The organism is Rouxiella badensis (genome assembly GCF_026967515.2).
GTDB classification, from domain to species: domain Bacteria; phylum Pseudomonadota; class Gammaproteobacteria; order Enterobacterales; family Enterobacteriaceae; genus Rouxiella; species Rouxiella badensis.
The window spans coordinates 4,801,446-4,827,401 of the sequence record NZ_CP114062.1 but is presented as its reverse complement, the minus strand read 5'-3'; the positions used below and the strand labels follow the sequence as shown (position 1 = coordinate 4,827,401).

23 protein-coding genes are annotated in these 25,956 nt (G+C 56.5%); 3 read left to right on the top strand and 20 right to left on the bottom strand.

What is annotated here, in order from left to right; all coding sequences use genetic code 11:
• Positions 1-8: 8 nt before the first annotated feature.
• The 14 genes from O1V65_RS22300 to O1V65_RS22235 all read right to left on the bottom strand — a co-directional run bounded on the left by O1V65_RS22300 (position 9) and on the right by O1V65_RS22235 (position 14,674).
• Entirely contained in the window at positions 9-899 is an 891-nt protein-coding gene (locus tag O1V65_RS22300; RefSeq protein WP_017491347.1) for a carbohydrate ABC transporter permease, read from the bottom strand.
• Positions 889-1,761 (bottom strand): carbohydrate ABC transporter permease, encoded by an 873-nt coding sequence (locus O1V65_RS22295; RefSeq protein WP_017491346.1) that lies wholly within the window; start codon positions 1,759-1,761, stop codon positions 889-891. Before O1V65_RS22295 ends, O1V65_RS22300 begins: the two co-directional genes overlap by 11 nt.
• Positions 1,762-1,854: 93 nt before the next feature.
• Positions 1,855-2,799: a ribokinase gene (rbsK, locus tag O1V65_RS22290; RefSeq protein ID WP_269130045.1), complete on the bottom strand. Its 945-nt coding sequence runs from the start codon at positions 2,797-2,799 to the stop codon at positions 1,855-1,857.
• Positions 2,796-3,743, bottom strand: coding sequence for an allose kinase (alsK, locus tag O1V65_RS22285; RefSeq protein WP_017491344.1), 948 nt, complete (start codon positions 3,741-3,743; stop codon positions 2,796-2,798). Before alsK ends, rbsK begins: the two co-directional genes overlap by 4 nt.
• Before the next feature lie 15 nt (positions 3,744-3,758).
• Positions 3,759-4,439, bottom strand: coding sequence for a D-allulose 6-phosphate 3-epimerase (alsE, locus tag O1V65_RS22280; protein ID WP_026110459.1), 681 nt, complete (start codon positions 4,437-4,439; stop codon positions 3,759-3,761).
• A 68-nt stretch (positions 4,440-4,507) separates the two neighbouring features.
• Positions 4,508-5,590 carry an ABC transporter permease gene (locus tag O1V65_RS22275; protein WP_017491342.1) on the bottom strand — a complete coding sequence of 361 codons (1,083 nt, stop codon included), beginning with the start codon at positions 5,588-5,590 and terminating at the stop codon, positions 4,508-4,510.
• A 34-nt stretch (positions 5,591-5,624) separates the two neighbouring features.
• Positions 5,625-6,614 (bottom strand): ABC transporter permease, encoded by a 990-nt coding sequence (locus O1V65_RS22270; RefSeq protein WP_017491341.1) that lies wholly within the window; start codon positions 6,612-6,614, stop codon positions 5,625-5,627.
• Positions 6,607-8,142, bottom strand: a complete 1,536-nt coding sequence (locus tag O1V65_RS22265) for a sugar ABC transporter ATP-binding protein (protein ID WP_269130044.1) — start codon at positions 8,140-8,142, stop codon at positions 6,607-6,609. Before O1V65_RS22265 ends, O1V65_RS22270 begins: the two co-directional genes overlap by 8 nt.
• 2 nt (positions 8,143-8,144) lie before the next feature.
• Positions 8,145-9,128: a substrate-binding domain-containing protein gene (locus O1V65_RS22260; RefSeq protein ID WP_017491339.1), complete on the bottom strand. Its 984-nt coding sequence runs from the start codon at positions 9,126-9,128 to the stop codon at positions 8,145-8,147.
• Between the two features lie 91 nt (positions 9,129-9,219).
• Positions 9,220-10,062: a DeoR/GlpR family DNA-binding transcription regulator gene (locus O1V65_RS22255; protein ID WP_017491338.1), complete on the bottom strand. Its 843-nt coding sequence runs from the start codon at positions 10,060-10,062 to the stop codon at positions 9,220-9,222.
• A gap of 455 nt (positions 10,063-10,517) precedes the next feature.
• Entirely contained in the window at positions 10,518-11,846 is a 1,329-nt protein-coding gene (locus tag O1V65_RS22250; protein WP_017491337.1) for an MFS transporter, read from the bottom strand.
• Positions 11,843-12,487: a DUF4286 family protein gene (locus O1V65_RS22245; RefSeq protein ID WP_017491336.1), complete on the bottom strand. Its 645-nt coding sequence runs from the start codon at positions 12,485-12,487 to the stop codon at positions 11,843-11,845. Before O1V65_RS22245 ends, O1V65_RS22250 begins: the two co-directional genes overlap by 4 nt.
• Before the next feature lie 79 nt (positions 12,488-12,566).
• Positions 12,567-13,922: an amidase gene (locus tag O1V65_RS22240; RefSeq protein ID WP_017491335.1), complete on the bottom strand. Its 1,356-nt coding sequence runs from the start codon at positions 13,920-13,922 to the stop codon at positions 12,567-12,569.
• A gap of 41 nt (positions 13,923-13,963) precedes the next feature.
• Positions 13,964-14,674, bottom strand: coding sequence for a DUF2848 domain-containing protein (locus tag O1V65_RS22235; protein WP_084912844.1), 711 nt, complete (start codon positions 14,672-14,674; stop codon positions 13,964-13,966).
• A 135-nt stretch (positions 14,675-14,809) separates the two neighbouring features.
• On the opposite strand from O1V65_RS22235, the gene O1V65_RS22230 reads away from it, so the two are divergent.
• Positions 14,810-15,487, top strand: coding sequence for a GntR family transcriptional regulator (locus O1V65_RS22230; protein ID WP_017491333.1), 678 nt, complete (start codon positions 14,810-14,812; stop codon positions 15,485-15,487).
• Between the two features lie 18 nt (positions 15,488-15,505).
• Here the strand turns inward: O1V65_RS22230 and O1V65_RS22225 are convergent, their stop codons facing one another.
• A complete protein-coding gene (locus O1V65_RS22225; RefSeq protein ID WP_227989997.1) occupies positions 15,506-16,255 on the bottom strand; it encodes an SDR family oxidoreductase in 750 nt (249 codons plus the stop codon).
• A gap of 232 nt (positions 16,256-16,487) precedes the next feature.
• On the opposite strand from O1V65_RS22225, the gene O1V65_RS22220 reads away from it, so the two are divergent.
• Both O1V65_RS22220 and O1V65_RS22215 read left to right on the top strand, forming a co-directional pair.
• Entirely contained in the window at positions 16,488-17,006 is a 519-nt protein-coding gene (locus O1V65_RS22220; protein ID WP_038327922.1) for a chorismate mutase, read from the top strand.
• 122 nt (positions 17,007-17,128) lie between these two features.
• Positions 17,129-18,424, top strand: a complete 1,296-nt coding sequence (locus O1V65_RS22215) for a carbohydrate porin (RefSeq protein ID WP_017491330.1) — start codon at positions 17,129-17,131, stop codon at positions 18,422-18,424.
• A gap of 82 nt (positions 18,425-18,506) precedes the next feature.
• Here O1V65_RS22215 and gcvP read toward each other — a convergent pair whose 3' ends face one another.
• From gcvP to ubiH, 5 genes are all read right to left on the bottom strand, one after another.
• Positions 18,507-21,380, bottom strand: coding sequence for an aminomethyl-transferring glycine dehydrogenase (gene gcvP, locus O1V65_RS22210; RefSeq protein WP_017491329.1), 2,874 nt, complete (start codon positions 21,378-21,380; stop codon positions 18,507-18,509).
• A gap of 214 nt (positions 21,381-21,594) precedes the next feature.
• On the bottom strand, positions 21,595-21,981 hold the full coding sequence (gcvH, locus tag O1V65_RS22205; RefSeq protein WP_017491328.1) for a glycine cleavage system protein GcvH: 387 nt from the start codon (positions 21,979-21,981) through the stop codon (positions 21,595-21,597).
• Positions 21,982-22,037: 56 nt separating this feature from the next.
• Positions 22,038-23,132, bottom strand: coding sequence for a glycine cleavage system aminomethyltransferase GcvT (gene gcvT, locus O1V65_RS22200; RefSeq protein WP_084912840.1), 1,095 nt, complete (start codon positions 23,130-23,132; stop codon positions 22,038-22,040).
• A 380-nt stretch (positions 23,133-23,512) separates the two neighbouring features.
• Positions 23,513-24,721 (bottom strand): FAD-dependent 2-octaprenylphenol hydroxylase, encoded by a 1,209-nt coding sequence (gene ubiI, locus O1V65_RS22195; protein WP_017491326.1) that lies wholly within the window; start codon positions 24,719-24,721, stop codon positions 23,513-23,515.
• A 56-nt stretch (positions 24,722-24,777) separates the two neighbouring features.
• A complete protein-coding gene (ubiH, locus tag O1V65_RS22190; protein ID WP_269130043.1) occupies positions 24,778-25,956 on the bottom strand; it encodes a 2-octaprenyl-6-methoxyphenyl hydroxylase in 1,179 nt (392 codons plus the stop codon).

The window sequence follows — 25,956 nt, the reverse complement described above, 5'->3', positions numbered from 1 at the left end:
AGAACTCCCTATTTAATGCCTGAAAAACCGAAGCTTTTAAGGAACTGTTTCTGAAAAATGATAAAAGCCAACATCAGCGGGAAGCAGACCATCAGCGTGCCTGCGGTAATGAGTCCCCATTGCCCGCCCGACTCGGCGCCCATCGCGAATGACACCAGCCCCACAGTCAGCACCTGTTTATCAGGGTCATTGAGCACCATCAGCGGCCACAGATATTCGTTCCAGTGATAGGTCACGCTGACGGTAGCGAAGGCCAGAATGGCGGGCCAAGACATCGGGATAAGCACGCGGAACACCACCTGCCACCAGCGGCAACCCTCCATCAGCGCGGCCTCTTCAATTTCACGCGGGATGGCGAGAAACGCCTGACGCATCAGGAACACACCGAACGCCGAGGCAAAGTACGGCATCATGGTGCCCGTCAAGGTATTGAGCAGACCAATCTGTTTAAGGATCATCATGTTAGGCACCATCATGATCACCGGCATAATCATCAGTTGAATGAGCAGCAGATAGAACAGCGTCTGCTTGCCGCGAAACTCGTGATAGGCAAAGACGTAGCCCGCCGTGGTGATGGTGACCAACTGGACCAGAAAAGTGCCAAAGGCGAAGAACAGCGTGTTGGCATAGAGCCGCAGCCAGTCGGCGCTTTCCCAAGCCTGACGGAAGTTGTCGAACGTCAGCGGAAAGCGCGGCAGCATTGAAGCCATGTCAGGCGAGAAGCTGCTTTCGCTAAACGCCGACGAGAGCATCCAGATAAACGGCGTTAACCACAGCAGCGCGGCACAACACAGTAAAATCGGCAGCGTCATGCGCGAACTGCGGCGCAGAAGCCGCGTTCCCTGACGTGGCACGGCGCGACTTTTCACGCTCAGTGGTGGTGATGTTTCAACGCTCATGGTGAGCTCCTCTTTCCAGAACGCGCAGATTGAGAACCGAGAAGGCAAACAGCAACAGCAGCGTGATAAAGGTCGCCGCCGAGGCTTTACCTAAATCGTGCGTGTCGTTGGCGAGACTCTGAATGTAATAAAGCAGCACGGTGGTTGCGTTGTTCGGCCCACCCTGAGTCATAACTGCGACGTGGTCGATTTGGGTGATGGAATAAATCAGCGCGATAGTGACCACAAAGCTGATGGTCGGTCTCAGCAGCGGCAAGGTAATGTAGAAAAACACCTGGGTACGCGACGCGCCTTCCATCAGCGCCGCCTCGCGCGCCGAAGCAGGAATAGACTGCAAACCGGCCAGGAAAAACAGCATGTAATACCCGGCGAACTTCCAGACGCCAATCACGCTCAGGGCAATCAGCGCCGTATTGCTCATGCCCAAATAGTTGTTGTTCATCGGACCGAAAAACTTGGCCAGGTAGTAGTCGAGCAGCCCCATTCCCGGCATGAAGATAAACAGCCACAGGGTTGCGGCGCTCACCAGCGGGATAATCATTGGGAAGAAGAAGGCGGTACGCAGCCAGCGATTAAGCGAGGTGTTTTCCCATAGTGCCACCGCCAACAGCAGCGCCAGCACGATACCGGGAATGACGGTCATCAGAATGTAGGCAAGGTTATTGAGCAGCGCGCGCCAAAACACCGCGTCTTCAAACAGGCGCTGATAGTTTTGCAGGCCGACAAAGGGAGGATTGCTGCTTGCCATGCGGCTGTCGAACAGGCTGTCCATTGCCGAACGCAGCAGTGGGAAGTAGGTAAAAGCAAACAGAAAGACCAGAGTCGGCAATAAAATCAGGTAAGGGAATATCTTGTGTCGCATCGCTCATTTCCAGCGGGTCTTGATTGGATGCTTACCCTAGTCTTTCTGTATTTCAGTAAAATGTCAGTAATGTGATTATTTAATATGCAAATGTTATTGAACAATCTGCGGCTGAGCGGACGCCTGACGCTCCAGCGCCTCTTCGTAGCTTGGCATCGAGGCGGCCGCCCCCGCTCTTTCGACGCACACCGACGCATAGGCTGAAGCAAAACGGGCCGCATCGTCCAGCGGCATACCGCCCGCGAGCTGTGAGGCCAGCGCGCCGTTAAAAGCGTCGCCTGCACCGGTGGTGTCTTTCGGCACGGCAGGAATGGCGGCAATCAGCTGCGTTTGCCCCGCCACCGACAGCAGCGCGCCCTGCGTACCGAGCGTAATAATCAGCGCCTTGATGCCTTTGCCATGCAACACCTTCGCTGCCCGCTGCGCCGAGGCAATATCGTTGACTTCAATTCCGGTCAGCAACGTGCACTCGGTAGCGTTGGGGGTCAGCAGATCCACTTTCGACAACAGTAGGTCGGAAACCGGCTGGAAAGGCGCAGGGTTTAAAATAATGTACGTCCCGGCCTCGGCGGCAATATCAATGACCCTCTCAATGGCCGGAAGATTGTTTTCAAGCTGCGTGAGTAGGATGTCGGCGGCGGCGATAGCAGGTCGGCACTGTTCTATCTCGTCCTGAGTAAAAGTCAGGTTCGCGCCCGGATCGACGGCAATCATGTTTTCGGCATCGACGCCCGCCACATAAATGAGCGCGTTGCCGGTCGGGTAATCGGCGGTTGAAAAAAGCGTGACGGCGTCAAACCCGGCGCTGTCGAGGTGGCGGCGTGCAAAGGTGCCGAAATCATCGCGTCCGACCTTACCTATGTAGTGTACGCGCGCCCCGGCGCGCAGGGCGGCGACCGCCTGGTTGGCCCCTTTGCCTCCCGCCCCCATCATGCTGTTATGGGCAATCAACGACTCGCCCGGCTGCGGAAAACGTGACATTCCCGCCACGATATCCAGGTTAAAAGAGCCTAAAACGCAGACTTTGCCTTTCTTCATGCCTTTCTCCTTAGTGGCATTGCGATGCCGGAACCCTGAGGTTCATAAAGATTAAAGTCGCGCTCGGCGGCCAGACAGGCGCCGCGACAGCCCGTTTCATCCGTTACGCCGCTCAACACTATCGTCAGACCATTGGCCGGTTGCGGTCCGCGCAGATGACTGCGAATTTGCCGTTCGAGCCTCGACAGCGGGAATCCCGCCATCGACAGCACGCCGCCGCCGAGCACCAGATACTGCGGGTCGAGGATGTTCATTTCAGTCGCGATCGTCCGCCCCAGACGGTCAACAAATTCGACTAAATCAGGATGCTCGCCGAAGTCGGTAAACAGCCGCTCAAACGCCGTCTCGGCGGCATGCTGACGCTTCCACCCCGCCAGCCAGTTGCCCGAGGTCAGCGTCTCGACGCAGCCGATTTTGCCACAGGGACAAAGTGCCGGATTTCCTGCCAACGGAATGTGACCGAGTTCACCGGCCGCGCCGTGTGCACCGTGATAAAAGTCCTGATTAAGCCACAGGCTGTTGCCAAGCCCGGTGCCGAGATACACGCCGACCGCCACGTCAGGCAGCTGCGCCAGACGGGTTAAGTCCCACCACATCAGATGGTTAACGTCTTTGTCCATGACCACCGGCAACCCCAGTCGCTCTGACAGCAGCCGTGCAACGGGCTGGTCGTCGAGCGCCGGAATAAACGGCAGTGACAGCACGGTCTGGCGATCGCGCGAGAGGATCCCGGGCAGCCCCAGCATCACTCTGGCAACCTGTTCTGCCTTGCCCGCCTGCTGTAAATAGTCGCTAATCACCTGCTGAAGGCCGCTCAGCGGGTCGCTCAACCCCGCCCAAGACTGCGTCGCCACTTTTCTGTAACCATGAAACGTCTGACTGCTGTCCATCAGCATCAAACGCGTGCTGGTTCCGCCAATATCTACGCCGAGAAAATACCGCATACGGCTCTCCTGCCCTTAGGCTGCCTGACGTGCCAGACGCATCTGATCGAGCATTTTGTCCCAGGCTTTATCCAGATCTTTATCCAGATTGAACAGGCCAGAGGTGCCCACGATCAAGACTTCTGCGCCAGCGGCCATCAGATCCTGATAGGTGCGTTCGTTGCAGGATCCGTCGATTTCGATCAGATATTTGTAGCCATGCTGCTGCTTCAGGGCACGCAGCTGGCTGACTTTATTGAGCATTTCAGGGATGAACGGCTGCCCGGCATAGCCCGGATCGACCGTCATGATGGTGATTTTGTCCAGCAGGTGAATATAGTGCTGAATAAATTCCACCGGCGTCGCCGGATTTAACACTACACCGACCTTTTTGCCGAACGATCGGATCTGGTTGATCACGCGAAACGCATCGCGGTTGATGGTTTCAGCGTGTGGACAGATAAAATCGGCACCCGCGTTGGCGATCGCCTCGATAAAGTCGGTCGGATTCTCCACCATCATATGCACGTCCAGCACCAGCGGCGTGTGCGGACGAATCTGCTCGATAAAGAACGGCGACAGGGTGATATTTTTCACATAGTGTCCGTCCATGATATCGATGTGCAGCATGTCAGCGCGGCGATTGAGCACCGAGAGCTGCTCTTTGATATCAAACAGGCTCATGCACATTAATGAAGGCGAAATTTTGTATTCCATGGCGTTTTCCTCATGGCCCCAGAGGCCGATGGTCAGAGAGTTGTCAGTCATTAATTGATTTCTTTAATTCAAAGTTGAGCGGCGCGCGCTTTGGCGGCGCTGCGGCGGCTGGCCCGACGTTGCAAATAACGGTTGCGGAAGAATTTCACCGCCAGCACCGCAATCAGCACCACGCCCCACATCGCCAGGCTGAAGTGCGGACTGACATTGAGCAGGTTCAGACCGGTCGCGATAACCTGTAAAACAATCAGCGAGAGCACTACGCCGCTGACCTTGCCGAAGCCGCCAAACGGATCCGTTCCCCCGAGAATGATCGCCAGCACGGTGAGCAGCAGATAAGAGTCGCCGTAGCCCATGCGCGCCGAATTGAAGCGCGCCATCATGATGAGTCCGGCAATCACGCAAAGCATGCTCGACAGCACGTAGATGGCAATCAGTACGCGATGGGTGTTCACGCCGCTAAAGTGGGTGGCATTGATGTTGCTGCCGCTCATGTAGATGTATTTACCGAGGCGGGTACGCTCGAGAAATACCGAAATAACCACCGCGGTCGCCAGGAAAACGATCAGCGGTACCGGCACGCCGAGCACGGTCTCGGCCCCGATAAAGCGCACGATGTCCGGCATGCCGCTCAACGCAGCGCCGCGTGAAAGATAGATACCAATGCCGTTGACCATAGTCATGGTCGCCAGCGTCACCAGAATCGGGTGCGCGCCAATATAGGCCACCAGCGCGCCGGTCAGCACGCCGATTGCCAGCGCCAGAATCATTGCCCCAACCAGCGCCAGAGTCAGCCACACCGCCTGCATCAGCAGGCTGGCGTCCGGCGGCAGATAGGTCATAAACACCCAGGCCATCAGCAGGCTAGTCAAATTGGCGGTGGCGATAATGCACAAATTCAGACCGCCGCTCAGGATGGGGATAAACATCGCCAGGGTCAGCAGGCCCAGTTCGGGCAGCTGGAAGGCAACGCTCATGAAGGTTGCGTCACTGAAAAAACGTCCCGGCATGGCGATGCTGAAGCCCACCACCACCAGAACCAGCAGCAAAATCAGCCCGATATTGGTTGCGTCCATTTTGAAACGTGGAAGCGGGAGGACCTTGCTGTCGGTTTTCTGTTTCATCGTTAAACTCTTGGATTTTGCAAACATGGCTGCACTCCTTGGGTATCAGCAAAAACAGGCATCAGGCAAAGCCGACGTCGGTTTCTTTGCGTTTCTTGTAATGCGTAACGGTGATAGCCACCACGATCACGCCGCCGATCACCACATTCATGAAGTAGTTGGACACGCCTATCAGATTCAGCCCGTTTTTCAGGATACCAATCAGAAATACGCCCATCAGCGTCCCCACGACGCTCCCTTTGCCGCCGTTGAGGCTGGCACCGCCCAGCACCGCCGCGGCCAGTACGTCGAGCTCACCGCCGACCAACGCGTTAGGCACCACCTCGCCGACGCGATAAACCTGCACCAGACCGCCAATCGCCGCCATTGCGCCGAGATAGCCATAGGCAAACAGGTGCAGCAGCCCCACGCGAATGCCGATACGGCGTGCGGATTCCTGGTCTCCACCGACGGCAAACAGCTGCCGCCCGAGGTGCGTTTTGTTTAACAGCACCCAGGTCATCGCGGCGACCAGCAGCATCACGACCAGCGGTAACCCAATCTGGTAATGCTCGGCTCCGACGCTAAAAGGCAGCACTTTCAAGGGGGTAATGAGCCAGTCAGGCAGGTCGTACAGGCTGGTCCCGTTGGTGAGCCACATCAGCATGCCAAACAGCAGCGACTGCATGCTGATGGTGACGATGATCGACACAATGCGCAGACAGTAAATAAGCACCGCGTTAACCATGCCCAGCGTGGTCCCGATAGCCATCGCCAGCACTATGCTGCCGAGCGGATTGGTCATGCCGTAGCGAATGGCCAGCGTGGCAATGATGTACTGCACCACCGACGCGACGGCGGCGAAGGAGATATCGATACCGCCGGTGACCAGCACCACGAACAGGCCGAGCGCAAAGATGCCGCTGACCGCGTAGCTTTCGCTGAGATCCAGCAGGTTGCGCAGCGTCATGAACTGCGGCGTCGACAGCGTAAAAATGACAATCAGTGCCACCAGCACCCAGGCCAGATAGCCCTCGTTACTGGCGGGTTTCAATCGGTTGAGATTAAGCATTTACCGCCTCCGCAAGCTGCTGCTGCGTTATTCCGCGCGGGAAGTATTCGCCCAGTACAGTGCCTTCGCTAAAGTGCAGTACTCGGTCACAGTTGAAATACACTTCAGGAACTTCGTCTGAAATCAGTAAGATGGAGATCCCTTCTGCCGCCAGCTGGTGGATCAACTGATAAATGCTGGCCTTGGCACCGACGTCAACGCCCACCGTTGGCGAGTCAAGGATCAGGATCTTCGGCTGCGTCAGCACCCATTTAGCGAGCACGATCTTTTGCTGATTGCCGCCGGACAGCGTCGAGATGGCCTGATCCGGGCTGGCCACCTTAACGCCCAGCTTTTCGATCCATTCAAGGACAATGCGGTTTTTACGATACTCGTCGATCAAGTGAAAACGACTGCGCAGCGTTTCCATAATCGCCAGTACGGTGTTGTCTCCCACCGACTGCTGCTGTACCAGCCCCAGCGTCAGGCGATCCTCGGAGACGTAGCCGATGCCGGACTTGATGGCGTCTTCATGACCGCGAAAGCGCACGGGCTTGCTGTCGAGATAGATTTTTCCGCTGTCGGGTTTGGTCATGCCAAACAGGCTGAGCGCCAGCTCGGTTCGCCCCGATCCCAGCAGACCGCATAGGCCAAGCACTTCGCCCTGATACAGATTGAGATTGACGTTGTGGTATTGACCGGCGCGGCTGAGGTTGTCCAGCTCGAGCATGATGCGTTCATCGTGCTGGTTGGCCGCTTTCAGCGCGTAATTGAGTTTCAGACCGGTCATCAGCTCGGTCAGTCTTTCGCTGCTGACCTCGGCTGCCGGGAAGGTCCCGACTTTCTGACCGTCGCGAATGACCGTCACGCGATCGGAAATCTCCAGCACCTCATCGAGACGATGGCTGACGAACACGACGCTTATCCCCTTCTGCTTGAGATAGTGCACGGTACGCAGCAGCTGATTGACCTCGGTGCGGGTCAGCGACGCCGTCGGTTCGTCCATGATAACCAGCCGCGCATCGGCGACCAGCGCGCGGCAAATCGCAACCTGCTGACGCTGGGCAATCGGCAGCTCGGCAACCTTGCTGTCGAGATCGAGCGAAAAGTTCAGTTCGTCGAGAATGCGCTGCGCGGTCTGGCGCAGACGCCCAGGGCGATACCAGCCGAGCAGGCCGTGCAGGTTATGCTCAAAAGCGATGTTCTCGGCGACGCTCAGATTCGGGAACAGCGACAGGTCCTGATAGATAACCTGAATGCCAAAGCTGCGCGCCTGATCCGGCGTCAGTTTGCTGAACGTCTGCTCGCCGAGTGAAATTTTGCAGCCGCTGTCAGGCTGGTAGACCCCCGAGATGATCTTAATCAGCGTGCTTTTACCGCAGCCGTTAGTCCCGGCCAGGCAGTGCACTTCGCCGGGCATCAGCCGCAGAGCAATATTGTTCAGCGCACGCTGTCCGCCGAAGGTCACGGAAAGGTCTTTGACGTCGATTAACGGACGCACGCTTTCAGTGCCCGTCGTGTCATGCTGGATAATCTCGGAGATCGCCATAATTACAGCCCCATTTTGACCAGTTTCGGCAGGTTGTCTTTGTCGAGACTTTCGGTACGGTTACCTACGATGGTGTGCGTCGTCTCATCGACCTTCACCTTGCCCATGCCTTCGATGTCCATGCCGTCGGTGATTTTCTCGCCCTTCGCCATCATTCCGGCGATGCGCACGAAGATTTCACCCGCGACCATCGGGTTCCAGATATACCCCCCGCTGATGGCGCCGCTTTTCACCAGTGACGCCCCCTGCCCCGGACTGAACGGGCCAAATACGCAGATATCGCCCGCCTTGCCGCGGTTCAATACCGCACGGCCTGCGCCAATCGGTCCCTGAGAGCCGATAGCCAGAATGCCTTTTAGATCCGGGTACTTGGACATCAGGTCATTGGTGGTGCGGATGGTGTCATCCAGCGATTCGGCTACGCCAAAGCGGTCGCCCACCTGGTGCATATTGGGGTAGTGTTCCTGCTGGTATTTCACTGCGGCGTCGGCCCAGGTCTTGTGCACCGGCACGGTCAGACTGCCAACGTAGACCGCATAGCTGCCGGTCTCTTTCATGCATTTTGCGAGAGCAATCATGTGGTTGATGCCGTGTTGCTGCGCATCGACCATCTCAAAGTCCCAGTCGGCGTATTTCTGATCCGGTGATTCGTGGGTAATAATTTTGATTCCGGCGTCGTGAGCGCGTTTCAACACTGGCTCCAGCACTTTTGCATCGTTCGGGACTACGCCGATGATGTCGACCTTCTGAGCAATCAGGTCTTCGATAGCACGCACCTGCAGGGCAGGATCGGCGCCGGTTGGGCCAACCTGGAAGGCGTCGATCCCTTCTTTCGCCGCCTCCTGCTTGATGCCGACCTCCATCGCGTTAAACCACGGATTTCCCCCAACCTTTACCACCACGCCCATGCGAATCTTGTCGGCGGCGTGCACCGATAAAGAAAGACAGGCGGTAGCGAACAGGCAGGCAAGGACAGTTTTCTTCATGTTGATTACTCCACAAAATGTCAGTTTTTTACCGCAGTCAGTGGCTCACCACGGCTGTTATTGTTGTTGTGACTTATCGATAAGATGTTTTTTAAATGGGAAAAGGATCTCCCCGGTGGGTCTTTGGCTTGCTCCTGACCGGCGAAACCTCAATCACGTTGACGTTGCTCCAGGCCAGTTCCTGACGGAACTCATCGTCTTCCAGGGAGTCGGTAATCAACGTATCTATCTCCCGGTAATGGCAGATACGGGCAAACGAGCGGCGGCCAAACTTGCTGGAGTCGGCCAGCAAAATCTTGTGCTCCGACGACAGCACCATCTGCTGCTTGAGACGCGCGTGATGCTCGTTGCTCTCACGAATACCGCCTTCATGGCTAATACCGTGACAGGAGAAAAACAGTTTGTTAATCACGAACTCTTTCAAAATCTTCTCGGCCAGCACGCCGATAAAATCCTCATACTTGGCCGAATATTCACCGCCCAGCCCGATGGTTTTTACGTTGGCCTTGGCGGCCAGGGTCTGGATGATGTGCAGCGAATTGGTCAGCACCACCAGCTGAATATCCGGCAGCTGGCGCGCCAGAAACCAACTGGTCGAGCTGCTGTCGAGCAGCAGGCAGTCACCGGGATTAATCAGTGCCAGCGCTCGTTTAGCGATGCGCGTTTTCTGGTCCGGTGACTGATTGCTGCGCTCGCGAAATGATTCACCCTGTTCTATCTGCGCAGGCACGTAGAGCGTTTCATTTTCATGGCGATTCACAAACACCGCTCCACCGTGGCTGCGCAACAGCACCCCATGTTTCTCGAGTAGCGCGAGATCGCGGCGCGCGGTCTCCATCGAGATATGGCACATGGCAGCGACCTCCTGCACCAGCACCCGACCACGTTGGCTAAGGACTTCGGTAATAAAGCGATGACGTTCTACAGGCAGCATTTTTTTCCCCTTCCCGATGTTTATTAAGATACGCAACCGCTCGCATGCTGAATGCGCGTTGCCTCAAAGCGGGCAGCGCGGTCTTTTTGCCGCGTTCTCCGTGTGATAGTTGTCAAAAAAAAATGAGAAAAGGTGAAACCTTTAATTCAGGATTTGTGGTGGGGCCTGCATTAAATCGCTTTCAATCTTGCAAGCCGTCACTGGCATTTAGGCAAACGGTCACAATTCCTCGCCAAAGTTTTTGACCGTTTATGACCGTTTGTGTGGCATTGACCGAATTCGGTCATCGCTGGATGAGTTGGGATGAAAATTCAAAGCGGAATCGGTGAAGATGCTCAGGGAATCGCGGCCGTAAAACAGGGGAATGCACCCGCAAGACCCGGCGCAGGAGCAATAAAAAAAGCGACCACAAAGGATCGCTTTAACGGTTCTTTTCCCGAAACAGCGCTCGGTATTTATAGCGGTTTTTTGGCCGTCTCTTTGGCCGCAAATACGGCTAGCAGAGTGATAAGCAGCGTCAATGTGACATAGCCCGAGACCGCCAACGTGGTGCTGTATTCTTTATACAATGAGGTGATGATCAATGGCGCAAAACCACCGCCGACGATCCCCGAAAGCGTATACGCCAGCGAAGAACCCGCATAGCGCACGCGCGTGGGGAACTGTTCGGTCACAAACGCCGCCTGCGGACCGTACATAATGGCGTGAACCTGCAGTCCGCCGATCACCGCCAGACAAATCAGCACCGGGTGCGCGCTATCGAGCAGCATAAAGAAGACGAAAGACCAGGCAATCGCTAACGCAGCGCCCATGATATATACCGGACGGCGGCCCCATTTATCCGACAGCGCACCAAACATTGGTACGGTGATGGCGTTACCGAGCGCGCCGAGCATAGTGGCCGTCAGCGCCAACGGTCGCGGTAGATGCAGAACCGTGGTCACGTAGGTTAGCGTGAAGACCACCACCAGCGCATAGAGCACGTCGGAGCCAATGCGTGCTCCTCCGGCGACCAGTAGAGGCCGCAGATGCTGGCTGAATACTTCTTTAATCGGCGTGTGGGTGGTGTTTTTAGTCTGCTCCAGTTTAAGGAACGCCGGCGTCTCACCGACGCCACGGCGCAGCCACAGGCCGAACATCACCAATACCAGACTCAGCACGAACGGAATACGCCAGCCCCACAGTTGGAAGTCATCGGCAGAAAGAAACACCGTGACCAGCGTGATAAGCCCGGTGCCAATAAGCGTGCCGCATGACGGCCCCACCTGCGCAAACGAAGCATTACGCCCACGCTGCTCGGGTTTTCCGTGCTCCATCGACAGCAGTACCGCACCGGCCCATTCCCCGCCGAGCGCAATGCCCTGAATAAAGCGCAGGCTGACCAACAGCAGCGGACTCCAGATACCCCAGCTTGCATAGCCTGGCAGCATGCCCATCAGCGCCGTGGTCACCCCCATGATAACAAGCGTGGTCACCAGTACAAATTTGCGCCCGAGTACGTCTCCCAGATGACCAAACACCATGCCGCCGATTGGGCGTGACACATAGCCGACCGCGTAGGTCGAGAAGGCCAGAATCGTGCCAACCAGCGGATCGAATGACGGAAAGAACACGTGGTTAAAAATCAGCGCGGCCATGATGTTGTAGACGGTAAAGTCGTACCATTCCAGCGCGGTACCAATCGAACTGGCCGCCGCCAAACGTCCGGTGTTAGGCGGAGTATGCTCAGCGCTGGCGGTTTTCGGAGATAAAATCTTTGGATTATCGGTCGAAGAAAGACTCATAATTTCAACTCCTGTGCGGTCAGTTGCCAGCCGAGGCCGTAGTGCAGCACCTCGTCAAGCGGGTAGTCCAGCGCGTGGCAGGCGTGCGCGGCAAGACGTTCGGAGGCTTCAAGGCTGCTGCTTTCAAGCAACATCATCGGCAGCAGCTGGCGGTTATCGGTCGACTCTTTCGGCAACGGCGTGCTGAGTGCCGTATCCGGCGTTAACAAGCTAGAGCGAATAAATCCGTCGTGGGCAAACAGCGTGGTCCCCAACTCGGCAATACGACTTTCTTCCGTATCCGCCGGCAGCGTAATGATGGCGAGATGGCTACCGTTGCCTATGCCCACCACCGCGCTAATTGCGCAGACGCGGCGCATGGGCGACTGCATCTTTTGCAGATTGGCGACTGACCATGCAGTCTGGCGGGTAAAGGCCGCGTGATACGCCGCGGAGGTAAAGCTTTCGAGCGATCGGGTTTTATACAGGCCCAGATATTTGCGTCCGCCCTTCAGCGACTGATAGCGCGTGCCGGACAGGAAGCCTTCGATCCGCACACGTTCTTCGACGTGTTCACGATCGTACCATTGGTTGAAATCCGCTTCGTCCTGAGCGGCGACGTCGGTTGCTACAAAAAGCATGCCCTGATGGGAAGAGTTCATAATGGTTCCTGTCATTGTCCAGAGTGGTGAATAAGTGTCGTCGTGTCTGTTTCTGTTTATTAAAATTGAGAAGTAGAAATCAGGCGTTAAGGCAGCGTTCTATCTCCAGTGCCCAGCTCATCAGCGCCTCGTCCTGCATCGGCAGTGCCGCAACCATCAACCCGACCGGCGCAGCGCCTTCGGCCTGACAAGGCAGGGAGACCGCACAGCCGTCGAGGAAATTGATAACAGAAGGATTACGCAGCGCGGCACCGTTGATACGGAAATAGAGCTCCTCATCGGCTTCAAGCTCGGCGATACCCGGCGCGACAAAAGGCACAGTCGGCATCAGCAGCGCGTCATACTGTTGTACCCGCGCGCTGACCCGCTGCTGCCAGTCAGTGCGCTGCTGCACCAGCCGTTGACGCGAGGTTTCGCCCAACGGCTCACCGCGGCGAATGCGCGAGACCACGCGCGGGTCATAGCCGTCCGCGCGTTGCGCGATTAAATCTTTGTGCCACGCCCACGATTCCAGCGCGGTGAAACCGCCACTGGCGTTGATAGTCGCCAGTTCAGAGAGTTCGGTCAGAGGGATTTCGGTCACCGTGGCACCGGCCTGCCTCAGGTGGGCAATCGCGCGAGCAAAGGCATCGCTCACTGCGGCATCGAGACCGTCGAGTACCAAAGTTTGCGGAACGGCAAAGTGCGCTTCGGACAAGTCTTTCACCGTCAGTGATAACGGTTGTTTGGCGATGGCTGCGTCGAGCGCAACGCAGCTCGCGACATCACGGGCCAGGGTGCCTACCGAGTCGAGCGAGGCTGAGAGCGGCAACACGCCAGCCATGGAAATTCGGCGTGCCGTCGGTTTAAAACCGGTCAGTCCGCAGAACGCGGCCGGAATGCGCACCGAGCCGCCGGTATCGCTGCCGACCGCGCCAAAGCACATGTCGTCAGAAACGGAAACGGCCGCGCCCGATGAAGAGCCACCCGGAATGCGGCGCGCTGTGCGATCCCAGGGGTTAGCCGGCGTGCCGTAATGCGGGTTGATGCCCAGCCCCGAATAGGCAAACTCGGTCATATTGGTTTTACCCACTATCACCGCACCGGCCTTAAGCAACCTTTCGACTATCTCGGCGTGCGCCGTGGCGGCGGGTGCCTCGGCCAGCACGCGCGATCCGCCGGTGGTGACATAACCCGACACGTCGAACAGGTCCTTGACCGATACCGGCACACCGTCAATCGGTGAAAGGGCGTTATCGGCGGCACGGCGCGCGGTGGAAGCCGCCGCCTGCTCACGCGCCCACTGCGCATAAACCTGCGTGAAGGCGCGGCGGCCTTCGCCGTCTTCGGCAGAAATCTGGGCCAGTGCCTGCTCGGTCAGCTGCTCGGGGGTTACCGTGCCGAGTGCCAGTTGTTCAATCGCCTGCTGTAGGCTTAATGAAAGGTGAGAATTCATCGTTGCTTCCTGGGGTGGCTCAAGTTGGGTTAACGCCGCCGTTAGGCAACGACGGGCAGTTCAAGGCTGTGATAGGCATGGCTGATGCTGCGCCCGAGGCGTTCATCGACCAGCTCCATGCGAAACTCTGTTGCAGGACGAATGCCACCTATCGCCGCGACGGTGCCACAGGTCATCCCTAACCCTTCTGCCGGAAGGGGGTCGCCGTTCAGATAACGGCTCAGCAGGTCGTCGGGCTGACGCAGGCTCGACAGCGGCCCTTGCTGATACAGACGAAATTCACCGTCTTCCTTGATCCAGGCACGCAGGATCAACTGATCCCAATGGGCTGCCACTTCGCTCATACGCCATGCGACCGTTGCCACAGGCTTCACACACAGCTGCTTCGACAGTGCCACGCTGTGCGACTCGAGCTCACGGTCGGTGTGATCGGAGGCGAGCGAGACGTAGAGCTCCCCTTGATGGGTGAAAATAAACACTTCGGCCTCACCGGAACTGGCACGGCCTATCACTTCTACCGATTTATTTTGCGTCAGCTGGTTGGCGGCCACGCGGTAAAACAGCGGGACTGCACTCGGACGGGGCACGCCCAGCGCCTCAAGCTCACTAATGTGGTGCATGATGGCTTCAGGATCGCGTCCTGCCCATCCGGCGATCACCAGACTGTCGATATCGACCTCGATCCTTGCCGCGTCTGAGCTGGAGGGTTGATTTCCGGTCGTTAATGCCGGCAGTGTGAAGGTCAGTTTCATCGGGCAGATCCTCTATTAATTAATCTTTTTTAAAAACACAGTGAAATTTCACTATAACTTCATTCATTAAATAAGCGATTTCCGTGCCATGTTTTTGTGTAGAATGTCTAAAAATCTTTTCAGCAGGAGCTGGATGTGAAGACCGAGGTCACAGAAACGCAGGAAAGACCGGCGATTGATGAAGCAGGATTGTCGTTAAACGAGCAGGCGTATCGCCGTTTCAAGCAGGCGCTGGTGACCCTGAGCTATAAGCCAGGCGAATATTTGAATACCGCACAGGTGATGAGCGACCTGTCGATGGGTCGTACGCCGGTTAATCAGGCCATCCACCGGCTGTCGAATGAAGGGCTGCTGCAAATTATTCCGCGCAAGGGAGTGATGGTGTCGCCGCTGTCGATAGACGACGCGCTGGAACTGATTGAAGTTCGTCTGGCGAATGAGGTGCTATGTATGAAGCTGGCCAGCCAGCGCATTGCTGCTCAGGACATCGCCGAGCTTGAAGCCATCAACCAACAAATTGAGGTCGCCAGCCAACAGCGCGATCGCGATGGCATGATGCTGCTGGATAACCAGTTTCATCAGCTGCTGGCCAAGGTTGCAGGCAACAAAATGCTGATGGATATTCTCAGCGTGCTGCACGCGCAGGCGCAGCGCTTCTGGGCCAGCTCACTGTCGAAAGAGGGGCACATGCAGGAAGTTATTGAGGAGCATCGGGCGATTATAAGCGCACTGGCGGCACGGGACGCACAGGCCGCCGCCGATGCCGCCGAGGGACATATTCTGTCGTTCCGCAATGCGCTGTTGCGCGGTTAAGAACGACGTTCAAGGGGATTATCTTCCGCCAGACAGTTCAATAAAACTGCCGGTCACATAAGACGCGGCGTCTGAGAGCAGCCAGACAATCCCTTGTGCCACCTCGTCAGGCTGGCCGCCGCGCTGCATCGGCAGATTGGCTTTTAGCCTGTCGACCCGCCCCGGCTCGCCGCCGCTGGCGTGCATCTCGGTATAGATCAAACCGGGCCTGACGCCGTTAACGCGAATGCCCTGCGCCGCCACTTCGAGAGAGAGACCCGTGGTCAAGGTATCGACGGCCCCTTTCGACGCCGCGTAGTCGATGTATTCATTCGGCGCACCCAGCCGTGAGGCCGCTGAAGAGACGTTAACTATCGCCCCACCCTGCCCACCGTGGCGCGTCGACATCACTTTCACCGCCTCGCGGCAGCAGAGAAAATAGCCGGTCACGTTAGTGCTTAACACGCGATTAATCCGCTCGGCGCTGAGATTTTCAATCGTCGACTGCTGAAACAAAATGCCCGCATTATTAACCAAAGCGGTTAACGGCCCCATTTCATCGGCAATTTTTCTAAACATCGCCACGACCTGATTTTCATCGGCAACGTCAGCCTGAATCGCCAGCGCCTTTCCGCCGTTTGCCTTTATCTCATCAACAACCTGCTGTGCCGCCTTGGCGTCATTCACATAATTAACCGCAACCTGATAGCCCCGTTCGGCCAACAACAGCGCCGTTGCTCGTCCAATGCCACGGCTGCCGCCGGTGACCAGCGCGATGTTTTTGCTCATAGTAAATCCTTCTCTAACGTTGTCCATTTAGTGTAAAAACTGACGGCTTATTGGTGCCCATTTTTTACCCGATTGCGTATGATGCTTTACGCACACGATAGATAACATAACCAATATTAAGGGAATAATAACGATGAAATCTCCGGCAGCCTATTTATCCTCGTCACGCCTTTCTTCACTGTTTCATTCGGGAAAAAATTTTCATCCGACGAGAAAACTGCTCGCTTGCCTGATGCTGGCCAGCGTTACGCTCAGCACGCTCCCCCTCAACGTACAGGCCTCAGAAAACGGCAATCTTCCGGGGCTCATCAATGAACGTCTCTCCTATATGAAAGACGTCGCCAGCAGTAAGGCGGAAAACCACCAGCCGGTTGAGGTAGTGGCGCAGGAAGACAGAGTGTTGCAAGACACCCAAAAAGTGGCGGAAGGTCTGGGGCTGGATCCAAACTCGGTCAAACCCTTTATCGTGGCGCAGATGAGCGCAGCGAAAGCCATTCAGTATCGCTATCGTGCCGACTGGCTCTCCACGCCGGAAACCGACTGGAAGCCGCGCCCGCTGGAGTCAATACGCCAGGACATTGCCGGATTATCGACGCGGATCCTCCAGCGTCTGGCGGTCGAGCTCAAGGCTAATGGTCGTATTTCACCGGATAACCAAGCCGAATTTATCGCCCAGCTTCAGCAAAAAAACCTCAATGAGGCGGATAAAATTTTACTGTTTAAAACACTTGAGCAAGTACGTTTAAAGTAATTCCTCATTCTAAGTTATAGAGCATGATCAAAAGTTGCTATTTTGTAGCAAATATATTTCGAATCATTTGGTTCAATGTATAATGCGCCGGATTTCTCTCTGCATTTCAGGCTTCATATACAATGAAAACAAAATTTCTTGCTCTTTCCCCTCTGGCTGCAGGTATTTTAATTTGGTCAGCGGGGAGCGTTGTTCAGGCTCAAGCTACTGATTTTCTTAATCAGGACACATTAACCGGCGACTGGGGCGGTGCTCGTACTCAGCTTAAAAACGACGGTGTAACCCTTAGTGGTGAATATGTTTCTGAAACAGCAGGCGTGTTACACGGTGGCGAAAGCTATGGCACACGTTACGCGCAGCAGGTCAAAGTGGGTGCCACCTTTGATCTGAATAAAATGTTCGACGCTGAGCACGCGGGTACCCTTCAGGTTACCATCAACGATCGTCGCGGGCGCAGCACCTCTAGCGATCTGGTCGGTAACCGTCTGCCGGTTCAGGAAGACGTAGGGGGCGAATACACCCGACTGTCAGAATTCAGCTATGCCAACTGGCTGCTGACGCCGAAGCTTACCTATAAGGTTGGCCTGATGGCGATGGGCAATGACTTTGGCGGCATGCCGATTCTCGGCAACTTTGTGAACGCCGGTTTTGATGCTCACCCACTCAGCCTGTCAGGCAGCAGCGGTTGGGGCAACTACCCGACGGCACACTTCGGGGGTGAACTGCGCTATGATTTCAACGAGAGCTGGGCGTTACATACGGCCATCTTTAACGTTAACCCGCAGACCAACTCCGCGCCGTCCAAGGCCTTCAAGCCTTTCAGCAGCGGAACGACCGGGGCCATCATTCCCGTAGAGCTTATTTATAGCTATCACGGCTTCCTGCCGGGACAGTATAAGTTTGGCTATTACCACGACACCTCTAAAGTTGCGCGTATCGGCGACAGCCAGAGTAAGTCATCCGGTCGCAGCGGCGGCTACGTGCTGGCAGACCAGACGGTATGGCAGTCACAGGCGTTGAAATCGCAGAACCTGCACGTCTTCGGGCAGTGGACTACAACGGACGCCGCCACCGCGCCTTTCCGTCACTGGTACGCCGCTGGCCTGATACTGAATGGCCCGTTCGAGTCGCGTCCTAAAGACTCTATCGCCATCGGTTACGGCAAAGCGTCTTACAACAGAAAGAGCCGCGATGTTGATATTGCCAACATGCGCGCAGCCGGAAACTATGCCGGTGCCGATGCGGCAGAGAACCTGAGCATGGCCGAGCAGTTGGTGGAACTGTCTTATAACGTTCAGGCGACGCCTTGGCTATCAGTGCGTCCAAGCCTGCAATATGACAAAGATCCTGGCGCATTCTCCAGCAAGGTCATCACTGACGCCTGGGTTGCCGCCGTACAGGTTAAAATCGAGCTTTAATCGCCTCAATTGGTCGATAAAAACAAAAATCCCTGACATCGCTGTCAGGGATTTTTTTATCGACCTAATCCTGCGAAACGTATTATTCGTAGTCGCTAATCGGTACACAGGAGCAGAACAGGTTACGGTCGCCGTACACGTCATCAAGACGCTTCACGGTTGGCCAGTACTTGTCTTCACTTCCCGCCGGGAACACCGCCAGCTCACGGGTATAATCGTGGGTCCAGTTACAGACCAGCTCCGCCTGCGTGTGTGGCGCATTCACCAGAGGGTTGTCTTCCAGCGTCCATTTGCCCTGTGCCACGTTTTCGATTTCAGCGCGGATAGACAGCAGCGCATCGATGAAGCGGTCCAGTTCAACTTTGCTTTCAGATTCCGTTGGCTCAACCATCAGCGTTCCCGCCACCGGGAAGGACATGGTCGGTGCGTGGAAACCGTAGTCGATCAGACGCTTGGCGATGTCCATTTCGCTGATGCCGGTTGCCTCTTTCAGCGGACGAATATCAAGAATACATTCGTGCGCCACGCGGCCGTCACGACCGGTATAGAGCACCGGATACGCGTCTTTCAAACGGGTAGCAATATAGTTGGCGTTCAGGATAGCGACCTGGCTCGCCTGCTTCAGACCTTCTGCGCCCATCATACGGATATACATCCAGCTGATTGGCAGAATAGAGGCGCTGCCGAACGGTGCCGCAGAAACCGCGCCGTTCTGGGTCAGAACGCCGTCAATCTGTACCACGCTGTGGCCCGGAACGAACGGTGCCAGATGCGCTTTAACGCCGATTGGGCCCATGCCCGGACCGCCGCCGCCGTGCGGGATACAGAAGGTTTTATGCAGGTTAAGGTGCGACACGTCCGCGCCGATGTAGCCCGGCGTCGTGATGCCAACCTGGGCGTTCATGTTCGCGCCGTCGAGATAAACCTGACCGCCGTACTGGTGAACAATCTGGCACACTTCGCGGATGGTTTCTTCATACACGCCATGGGTAGACGGGTAGGTCACCATGATACAGGACAGCTCGTCACCCGCCTGTGCCGCTTTCTCACGCAAATCGCTGAGGTCGATGTTGCCCTGCTTGTCACAGGCAACCACCACTACGCTCATGCTCGCCATCTGTGCCGACGCCGGGTTGGTGCCGTGCGCAGAGCTTGGGATCAGACAGATATGACGGCTGCCTTCGTTGCGGCTTTCGTGGTAATGACGAATCGCCAGCAGGCCCGCGTATTCGCCCTGTGCGCCTGAGTTAGGCTGCATGCACACCGCGTCATAGCCGGTTAACTGCACCAGCCACTGTGAAAGCTGCCCGATCATCTGCTGATAACCGCTCGCCTGCTCAATCGGGCAGAACGGATGCAGTTCAGCGAACTCCGGCCAGGTAATGGGGATCATCTCTGCCGCAGCGTTAAGTTTCATGGTGCAGGAACCCAGCGGGATCATCGCCTGATTCAGCGCCAGATCCTTTTTCTCGAGGCGGTGCATATAGCGCATCATCTCGGTTTCGCTGTGGTACTTGTTGAATACCGGGTGAGTCAGAATAGGATCCTGACGCAGTACCGCAGCCGGAATGGCGTTGCTGTCGGTGCTGGCTGCCTTGTCGAGTGCGTCGATGTCCAGAGCGTGGTCATCGCCCAGCAATACCGCGAACAGGTTCTGCACGTCTTCGCGTGAGGTCGTTTCGTCCAGCGTGATGCCCACGGCGTTGTGAATATCGGTACGGAAATTCAGACCGAAGCTTAGCGCGCGTTCCAGCACCGCAGCCTTGTCCTGGACTTCGACAGTCAGGGTGTCGAACCAGGTATTATGACGCAGCGTCAAGCCGCCTTTCTTCAGGCCAAGAGCCAGAATGTTGGTCAGGCGATGAATACGGTTAGCAATGCGTTTCAGGCCTTCAGGTCCGTGGAACACGGCATACAGGCTGGCGATGTTTGCCAGCAGCACCTGAGAGGTACAAATGTTGGAGTTGGCCTTCTCGCGGCGGATGTGCTGCTCGCGGGTCTGCATCGCCATTCGCAGCGCGGTGTTGCCTGCTGCATCGCGTGAAACACCGATAATACGGCCAGGCATCGAGCGTTTGAACTCGTCGCGGCAGGCGAAGAAGGCGGCGTGTGGACCGCCGTAGCCCATCGGCACGCCGAAGCGTTGCGCCGAACCAAAGACGACGTCTGCGCCCTGCTTGCCGGGAGCGGTCAGTAGAACGAGCGCCATGATATCCGCGGCAACGCTGGTGATGATTTTGCGAGATTTCAGCTCGGTGAACAGTGCGCTGTAGTCATGCACTTCACCGGTGGTGCCAACCTGCTGCACCAGCACACCGAACACGCCGTCGAGTTCCAGCACCTTTTCGGCTTTATCGACGATGATGTCAAAACCAAAGGTTTCGGCACGGGTACGGACCACGTCGAGGGTCTGCGGATGCACGTCGTCGGCCACGAAGAAACGGTTAGCGTCTTTCAGCTTGCTGGCGCGCTTGGCCAGAGCCATTGCTTCAGCGGCGGCGGTTGCTTCGTCGAGCAGTGACGCAGAGGCCAGGTCCAGGCCGGTCAAGTCCAGGGTCAGGGTCTGGAAATTCAGCAGCGCCTCAAGGCGCCCCTGAGAAACTTCGGGTTGGTACGGCGTATACGCGGTGTACCAGCCTGGGTTTTCGAGCATGTTACGCAGGATAACCGGCGGGGTCAGCACCGCGCTATAGCCCATACCGATGTAAGATTTGTAGCGCTGGTTCTGGCTGGCAATCGCTTTCAGCTCAGCCAACGCCTGATGTTCGGTTACCGCATCGCCGACAGCCGGGGGACCAGGTAACTGGATATCCGCCGGGACAATTTGCTGGATCAAGGCGTTCAGCGAGCTGGCACCTACGGTCTCCAGCATTTGCTGCTGCTGTGTAGAAGATGGACCGATATGGCGGCCAATAAAGGCTTCGCTGTGTTCAAGTTGGCTGAGAGTCTGAGTCATTTGCTACGCATTCCTGAAATCTTACATTGAGGTATCGAGAGCTAACTAAATCTTGTGTGCATCTATGTCTGCACAAACAACAGCAGGATTTCTCTAAGTCATTGGCGCTACAGCAAGGCGGCAATTTTGAACAGTCCCCGGCAGCTTACTCAGTGAGTGACCGGGGAGAACAAACGCTGCCAACGCCGCTGTAGCTTCAAGGGCGACGAGAAATTCAGTCTTCCAGAGTGGCCTGATATCCAGCCGCATCCAGCAGTGCATCCAGCTCGGATTCGTCGGAGGCTTTAATCTGGAACAGGAAACCTTCGCCGTATGGCTCGCTGTTGACCAGCTCTGGAGAGGATTCCAGTTCGCTGTTAACGGCAACGATTTCGCCGCTGATTGGCGAGTAGATATCTGAGGCAGCCTTCACGGATTCGGCTACCGCGCAGTCTTCACCCGCTTCCACGGTGCGACCCACTTCAGGCAAATCGACAAACACCATGTCGCCCAGCAAACCCTGTGCGTGCTCGGTGATGCCGACGCTGTAAACGCCATTGCCTTCAGAACGCACCCATTCATGAGAGGTCGCGTATTTTAATTCTGCTGGAACATTGCTCATAAATAATCTCCGAAAGAGTTTTTTAAGTTCTAAATAATCAATAATTTAAATGTGCTTTATACCAGGCTTTTGCCGTTACGCACGAAACCCGGTTTGGTGACGCGCACCGGCATTTCGCGGTTGCGGATCTGCACCACTGCCTGCTCGCCGATGCCTGCTGGCACGCGAGCCAGCGCAATGCTGTAGCCGAGCGTTGGAGAGAATGAACCGCTGGTGATTACGCCTTCACGCACATTACCGGCCGCATCGGTGAAACGCACCGGCAGCTCATTACGTAATACACCTTTTTCGGTCATAACCAAACCCACCAGCAGATCGGTCCCTTCTGCACGCTGTTTTTCGAGCGCGTCGCGGCCAATGAAACGGCGGTCTTCAGGCTGCCAGGCGATAGTCCAGCCCATGTTGGCGGCCAAAGGGGAAACGTCTTCGTCCATTTCCTGTCCGTACAGGTTCATGCCCGCTTCCAGACGCAGCGTATCGCGCGCGCCCAAACCGGCTGGCTGTACGCCCGCATCAAGCAGCTTTTGCCAGAAATCGGCAGCGTCTTCCTGCGGCAGAGCAATTTCGTAACCGGCTTCACCGGTGTAGCCGGTGGTGGCAATAAACAGAGAGCCGGCCTGCACGCCAAAGAAAGGCTTCATGCCGCTCACGGCCTGTTTTTGCTCCTCGCTGAACAGCGTCTGTGCGCGTTCCTGTGCCTGCGGCCCCTGAACGGCTATCAGCGCCAGGTCATCACGAACGGTCAGTTCAACGGAGAACGGCGCGGCGTGGTCGGTTATCCACTCCAGATCCTTATGACGGGTCGCAGAGTTAACCACCAGGCGGAAGAAATCTTCAGTGAAGTAATAAACAATCAGGTCATCGATAACGCCGCCGGACTCATTGAGCATGCCGGTGTACAGCGCCTTGCCCGGTTGGGTCAGCTTGGCGACGTCGTTTGCCAGCAGATAGCGCAGGAACTCACGGGTACGTGCGCCGTGCAAATCGACGATGGTCATATGGGAGACATCAAACATGCCGGCGTCGCGGCGAACAATATGGTGTTCATCGAGCTGGGAGCCATAATGCAGCGGCATCATCCAGCCGTGAAAATCGACCATACGTGCGCCACAGGCGACATGACTGTCATATAACCGAGTCTGCTTTGTCATCTTTTTCCTCATTCTTTTCCGAAGCGAATTACCCGGCTCCTCGCCGGCCTTGCGGCCAACTTTCATCCAAGAGCCAGTGCAAGATCTGTGCCGACGCAAACGATACCTTTTCCTGAACGTTATCACCGAATGACCCTGCTAACCATAAGTTAAAATATTCGGTGTTGGCGTTTTGTCAGGAATTTGCGGAGGCTATGATGCAGAATTTTTAACTAGAAAAATGGGGTTAATGACGCAAAATCTACAATTAAATGAGGAATCGGTCGATGTTATATAACGCAGGTGCCGAATTTCACGTCATTTGCGGTTCGCAAAATCCGGCACCAGATTAGAAAAAGTAATGGAAAAAATGGGATGAAATTAGATTATTTCAGCTGAAGCTATTGGGTCTGGAGCCACTCGGGTAAGTCGTTTAATCCCATCGCCTGACGCAGCAGTTTCGGCTTCACGCCCGGCAGTGAATCCGCCAACGTCAGACCGAGGTCGCGCAGCAGCTTCTTGGCCGGATTGTTGCCGGCAAACAGTTCACGGAACCCCTGCATGCCCACCAGCATCAGCGCAGCGCTGTGCTTGCGCTTGCGTTCAAAGCGACGCAGATACATGTGCTGACCGAAGTCTTTGCCTTCACGCTGCAAGCGTTTGATTTCCGACGCTAACTCGGCGACGTCCATAAAGCCCAGATTGACCCCCTGACCCGCCAACGGATGAACGGTATGCGCGGCGTCGCCAATCAGCGCCAGGCGTTGAGCGGCAAAACTGCGGGCATAGCGACCGGTCAGCGGGAACGACTGGCGCTCGCTGATGACCTCGCACACGCCCAGACGCAGGTCGAAGGTGCTGGCCAGAACCTTGTTGAATTCGGCATCGGACAGCGCCAACAGCCGCTCGGCCTCTTCCGGCGATACGGACCAGACAATAGAAGATAAATGCGGGTCGGCCAGCGGCAAGAAGGCCAGAATGCCTTCACCGTGGAATACCTGGCGTGCCACCGATTGGTGCGCCTCATCGGTGCGAATCGTCGCAACCAGTGCATGATGGCGGTAGTCCCAGAAGGTCAGCGGGATGTCCGCATGCTGACGCAGCCACGAGTGCGCGCCGTCGGCACCGACCACCAGACGTGCACTGAGCATGCGTCCGTCTTCGAGATTGATAAAGGCTTCGTTCTCCCCCCAGGCAACGTTTTTCAGCTGCGCAGGGGCAAAGATTTCAACCTCGCTGAGCTGCTCTGCACGCTGCCAGAGGGCGCGAAGGATAACCGGGTTTTCGATAATGTGCCCAAGGTGGCTAAAGCCGAACTCCTCGCTGCGGAAGGCAATTTTGCCGAAGCTGTCGCGGTCCCACACTTCCATGCCCTGATAGGGATTAGCGCGCTGGCCGATAATGTTGTCCCAAACGCCGATGTGTTGCAGTAAACGTTCGCTGGCGGCGTTGACGGCGGAGACACGCACGCCGGGAATGGCCGGTAAAGGGGCGTCGTCGGGCAGGCGATTTTCGAGCACCGCGATGCGCAGGCCACTGCCTTGCAGGCTACAGGCAAGCGCCAGTCCGACCATGCCGCCACCGGCGATAACCACATCAAAAGATTGCATAATTTAATTCATTCCTGTCATTTTTCTGCGGTCAGGCTGGGCCTTCGCAAGCGCCTTCAGCGTTCTGTCCAGCCCAGGGTGCGGCGGGTAAAAGCATCACGCAGTGGGGGGATCCGCTCCATGGCCATCAGGCCAAGGCTGCGTCCTGCCACCAGCGGTGCATAACGATTGGCGAATATTCGCACCAGCCCGTCGGTGATGCCGACGGTTGCCCGCTGATCGGGCTGACGGCGTTGTTGATAGCGGCTTAATACCTGATAACTGCCGATGTCCTGATTTTCTTGCCATGCGCTGGCGAGGGTTTCGCTCAGCGTCATGACGTCGCGCAGGCCAAGGTTAAAGCCCTGCCCGGCTATCGGATGCAGCGTCTGCGCCGCATTGCCGACCAGCGCCAGTCGATGACTAATGTGCCCGCTGGCGGTTAATAATTGTAATGGATAACAGTGGCGCGCGCCGGTTTGCTGCATCTTGCCCAAACGCCAGCCGAACGCCTGCTGTAGCTCGGACAGAAACTGGTCGCTGCTCCAGGCCTTAACTTCAGCCTGTTTTTCAACCGGATGACACCAGACCAGCGAGCTGCGCCCTGTAGACATCGGCAACAGCGCCAGCGGACCGTGCTCGGTGAATCGTTCGAAGGCACGGCCCTGATGCGGCTGACCAGTCGTGATATTGGCGATGATGGCAATCTGCTGATAGCTGTCGCGGTGCCAGCGAATCCCGCAGTGCTGGGCCAGCGTCGAGTTTGAACCGTCGGCGGCGACCAGCAGACTGGCCTTAAGGATTTCGCCGTTGTCGAGCGTTACGCTGGCGCTGTCGGCGCGGCGAGTCACCTCGACCACCCGCGCAGGACAGTGCAGATGTACGCCCGGCGCATCCGAAAGCAGCGAAAACAGCCGCTGCCCCGCGTCGTGAAGCTCAACCACCTGCCCCAGCGCCTCAACGCCATAATGACCAGCGTTAAGGTTCACAAAACTGGCATGCCCGCGATCGCTGACGTGAATATCGGTAATCGGCGTTGCGCAGTTTGCCAGTGCAGGCCAGACGCCAATGGCATTTAGCTGCTGACAGGTGCCCTGCGCCAGCGCAATCGCGCGCGCGTCAAATCCCGGATGGGTATAATCATCGGGTGAGGTGACCTCGACAAGATGCACCGGCAGGCGACCCTGCGTTAGCGACGAGACGGCCAGCGCCAGCGTTGCTCCGGCCATACCGCCGCCCACAATAATCATGCTCAT

Excerpts from the sequence above, each read along its gene's own strand:
- O1V65_RS22265 (WP_269130044.1), bottom strand. The coding sequence starts at position 8,142 with ATGGCGATCTCCGAGATTATCCAGCATGACACGACGGGCACTGAAAGC.
- O1V65_RS22255 (WP_017491338.1), bottom strand. The coding sequence starts at position 10,062 with ATGCTGCCTGTAGAACGTCATCGCTTTATTACCGAAGTCCTTAGCCAA.
- O1V65_RS22220 (WP_038327922.1), top strand. The coding sequence starts at position 16,488 with ATGCTGGCCAGCGTTACGCTCAGCACGCTCCCCCTCAACGTACAGGCC.
- gcvP (WP_017491329.1), bottom strand. The coding sequence starts at position 21,380 with ATGACTCAGACTCTCAGCCAACTTGAACACAGCGAAGCCTTTATTGGC.
- O1V65_RS22250 (WP_017491337.1), bottom strand. The coding sequence starts at position 11,846 with ATGAGTCTTTCTTCGACCGATAATCCAAAGATTTTATCTCCGAAAACC.
- alsE (WP_026110459.1), bottom strand. The coding sequence starts at position 4,439 with ATGGAATACAAAATTTCGCCTTCATTAATGTGCATGAGCCTGTTTGAT.
- O1V65_RS22295 (WP_017491346.1), bottom strand. The coding sequence starts at position 1,761 with ATGCGACACAAGATATTCCCTTACCTGATTTTATTGCCGACTCTGGTC.
- O1V65_RS22225 (WP_227989997.1), bottom strand. The coding sequence starts at position 16,255 with ATGAGCAAAAACATCGCGCTGGTCACCGGCGGCAGCCGTGGCATTGGA.
- O1V65_RS22235 (WP_084912844.1), bottom strand. The coding sequence starts at position 14,674 with ATGAAACTGACCTTCACACTGCCGGCATTAACGACCGGAAATCAACCC.
- O1V65_RS22270 (WP_017491341.1), bottom strand. The coding sequence starts at position 6,614 with ATGCTTAATCTCAACCGATTGAAACCCGCCAGTAACGAGGGCTATCTG.
- gcvT (WP_084912840.1), bottom strand. The coding sequence starts at position 23,132 with ATGACAAAGCAGACTCGGTTATATGACAGTCATGTCGCCTGTGGCGCA.
- alsK (WP_017491344.1), bottom strand. The coding sequence starts at position 3,743 with ATGCGGTATTTTCTCGGCGTAGATATTGGCGGAACCAGCACGCGTTTG.
- gcvH (WP_017491328.1), bottom strand. The coding sequence starts at position 21,981 with ATGAGCAATGTTCCAGCAGAATTAAAATACGCGACCTCTCATGAATGG.
- O1V65_RS22275 (WP_017491342.1), bottom strand. The coding sequence starts at position 5,590 with ATGTTTGCAAAATCCAAGAGTTTAACGATGAAACAGAAAACCGACAGC.
- O1V65_RS22260 (WP_017491339.1), bottom strand. The coding sequence starts at position 9,128 with ATGAAGAAAACTGTCCTTGCCTGCCTGTTCGCTACCGCCTGTCTTTCT.
- O1V65_RS22240 (WP_017491335.1), bottom strand. The coding sequence starts at position 13,922 with ATGAATTCTCACCTTTCATTAAGCCTACAGCAGGCGATTGAACAACTG.
- O1V65_RS22245 (WP_017491336.1), bottom strand. The coding sequence starts at position 12,487 with ATGAACTCTTCCCATCAGGGCATGCTTTTTGTAGCAACCGACGTCGCC.
- O1V65_RS22300 (WP_017491347.1), bottom strand. The coding sequence starts at position 899 with ATGAGCGTTGAAACATCACCACCACTGAGCGTGAAAAGTCGCGCCGTG.
- ubiH (WP_269130043.1), bottom strand. The coding sequence starts at position 25,956 with ATGAGCATGATTATTGTGGGCGGCGGTATGGCCGGAGCAACGCTGGCG.
- ubiI (WP_017491326.1), bottom strand. The coding sequence starts at position 24,721 with ATGCAATCTTTTGATGTGGTTATCGCCGGTGGCGGCATGGTCGGACTG.
- O1V65_RS22215 (WP_017491330.1), top strand. The coding sequence starts at position 17,129 with ATGAAAACAAAATTTCTTGCTCTTTCCCCTCTGGCTGCAGGTATTTTA.
- rbsK (WP_269130045.1), bottom strand. The coding sequence starts at position 2,799 with ATGAAGAAAGGCAAAGTCTGCGTTTTAGGCTCTTTTAACCTGGATATC.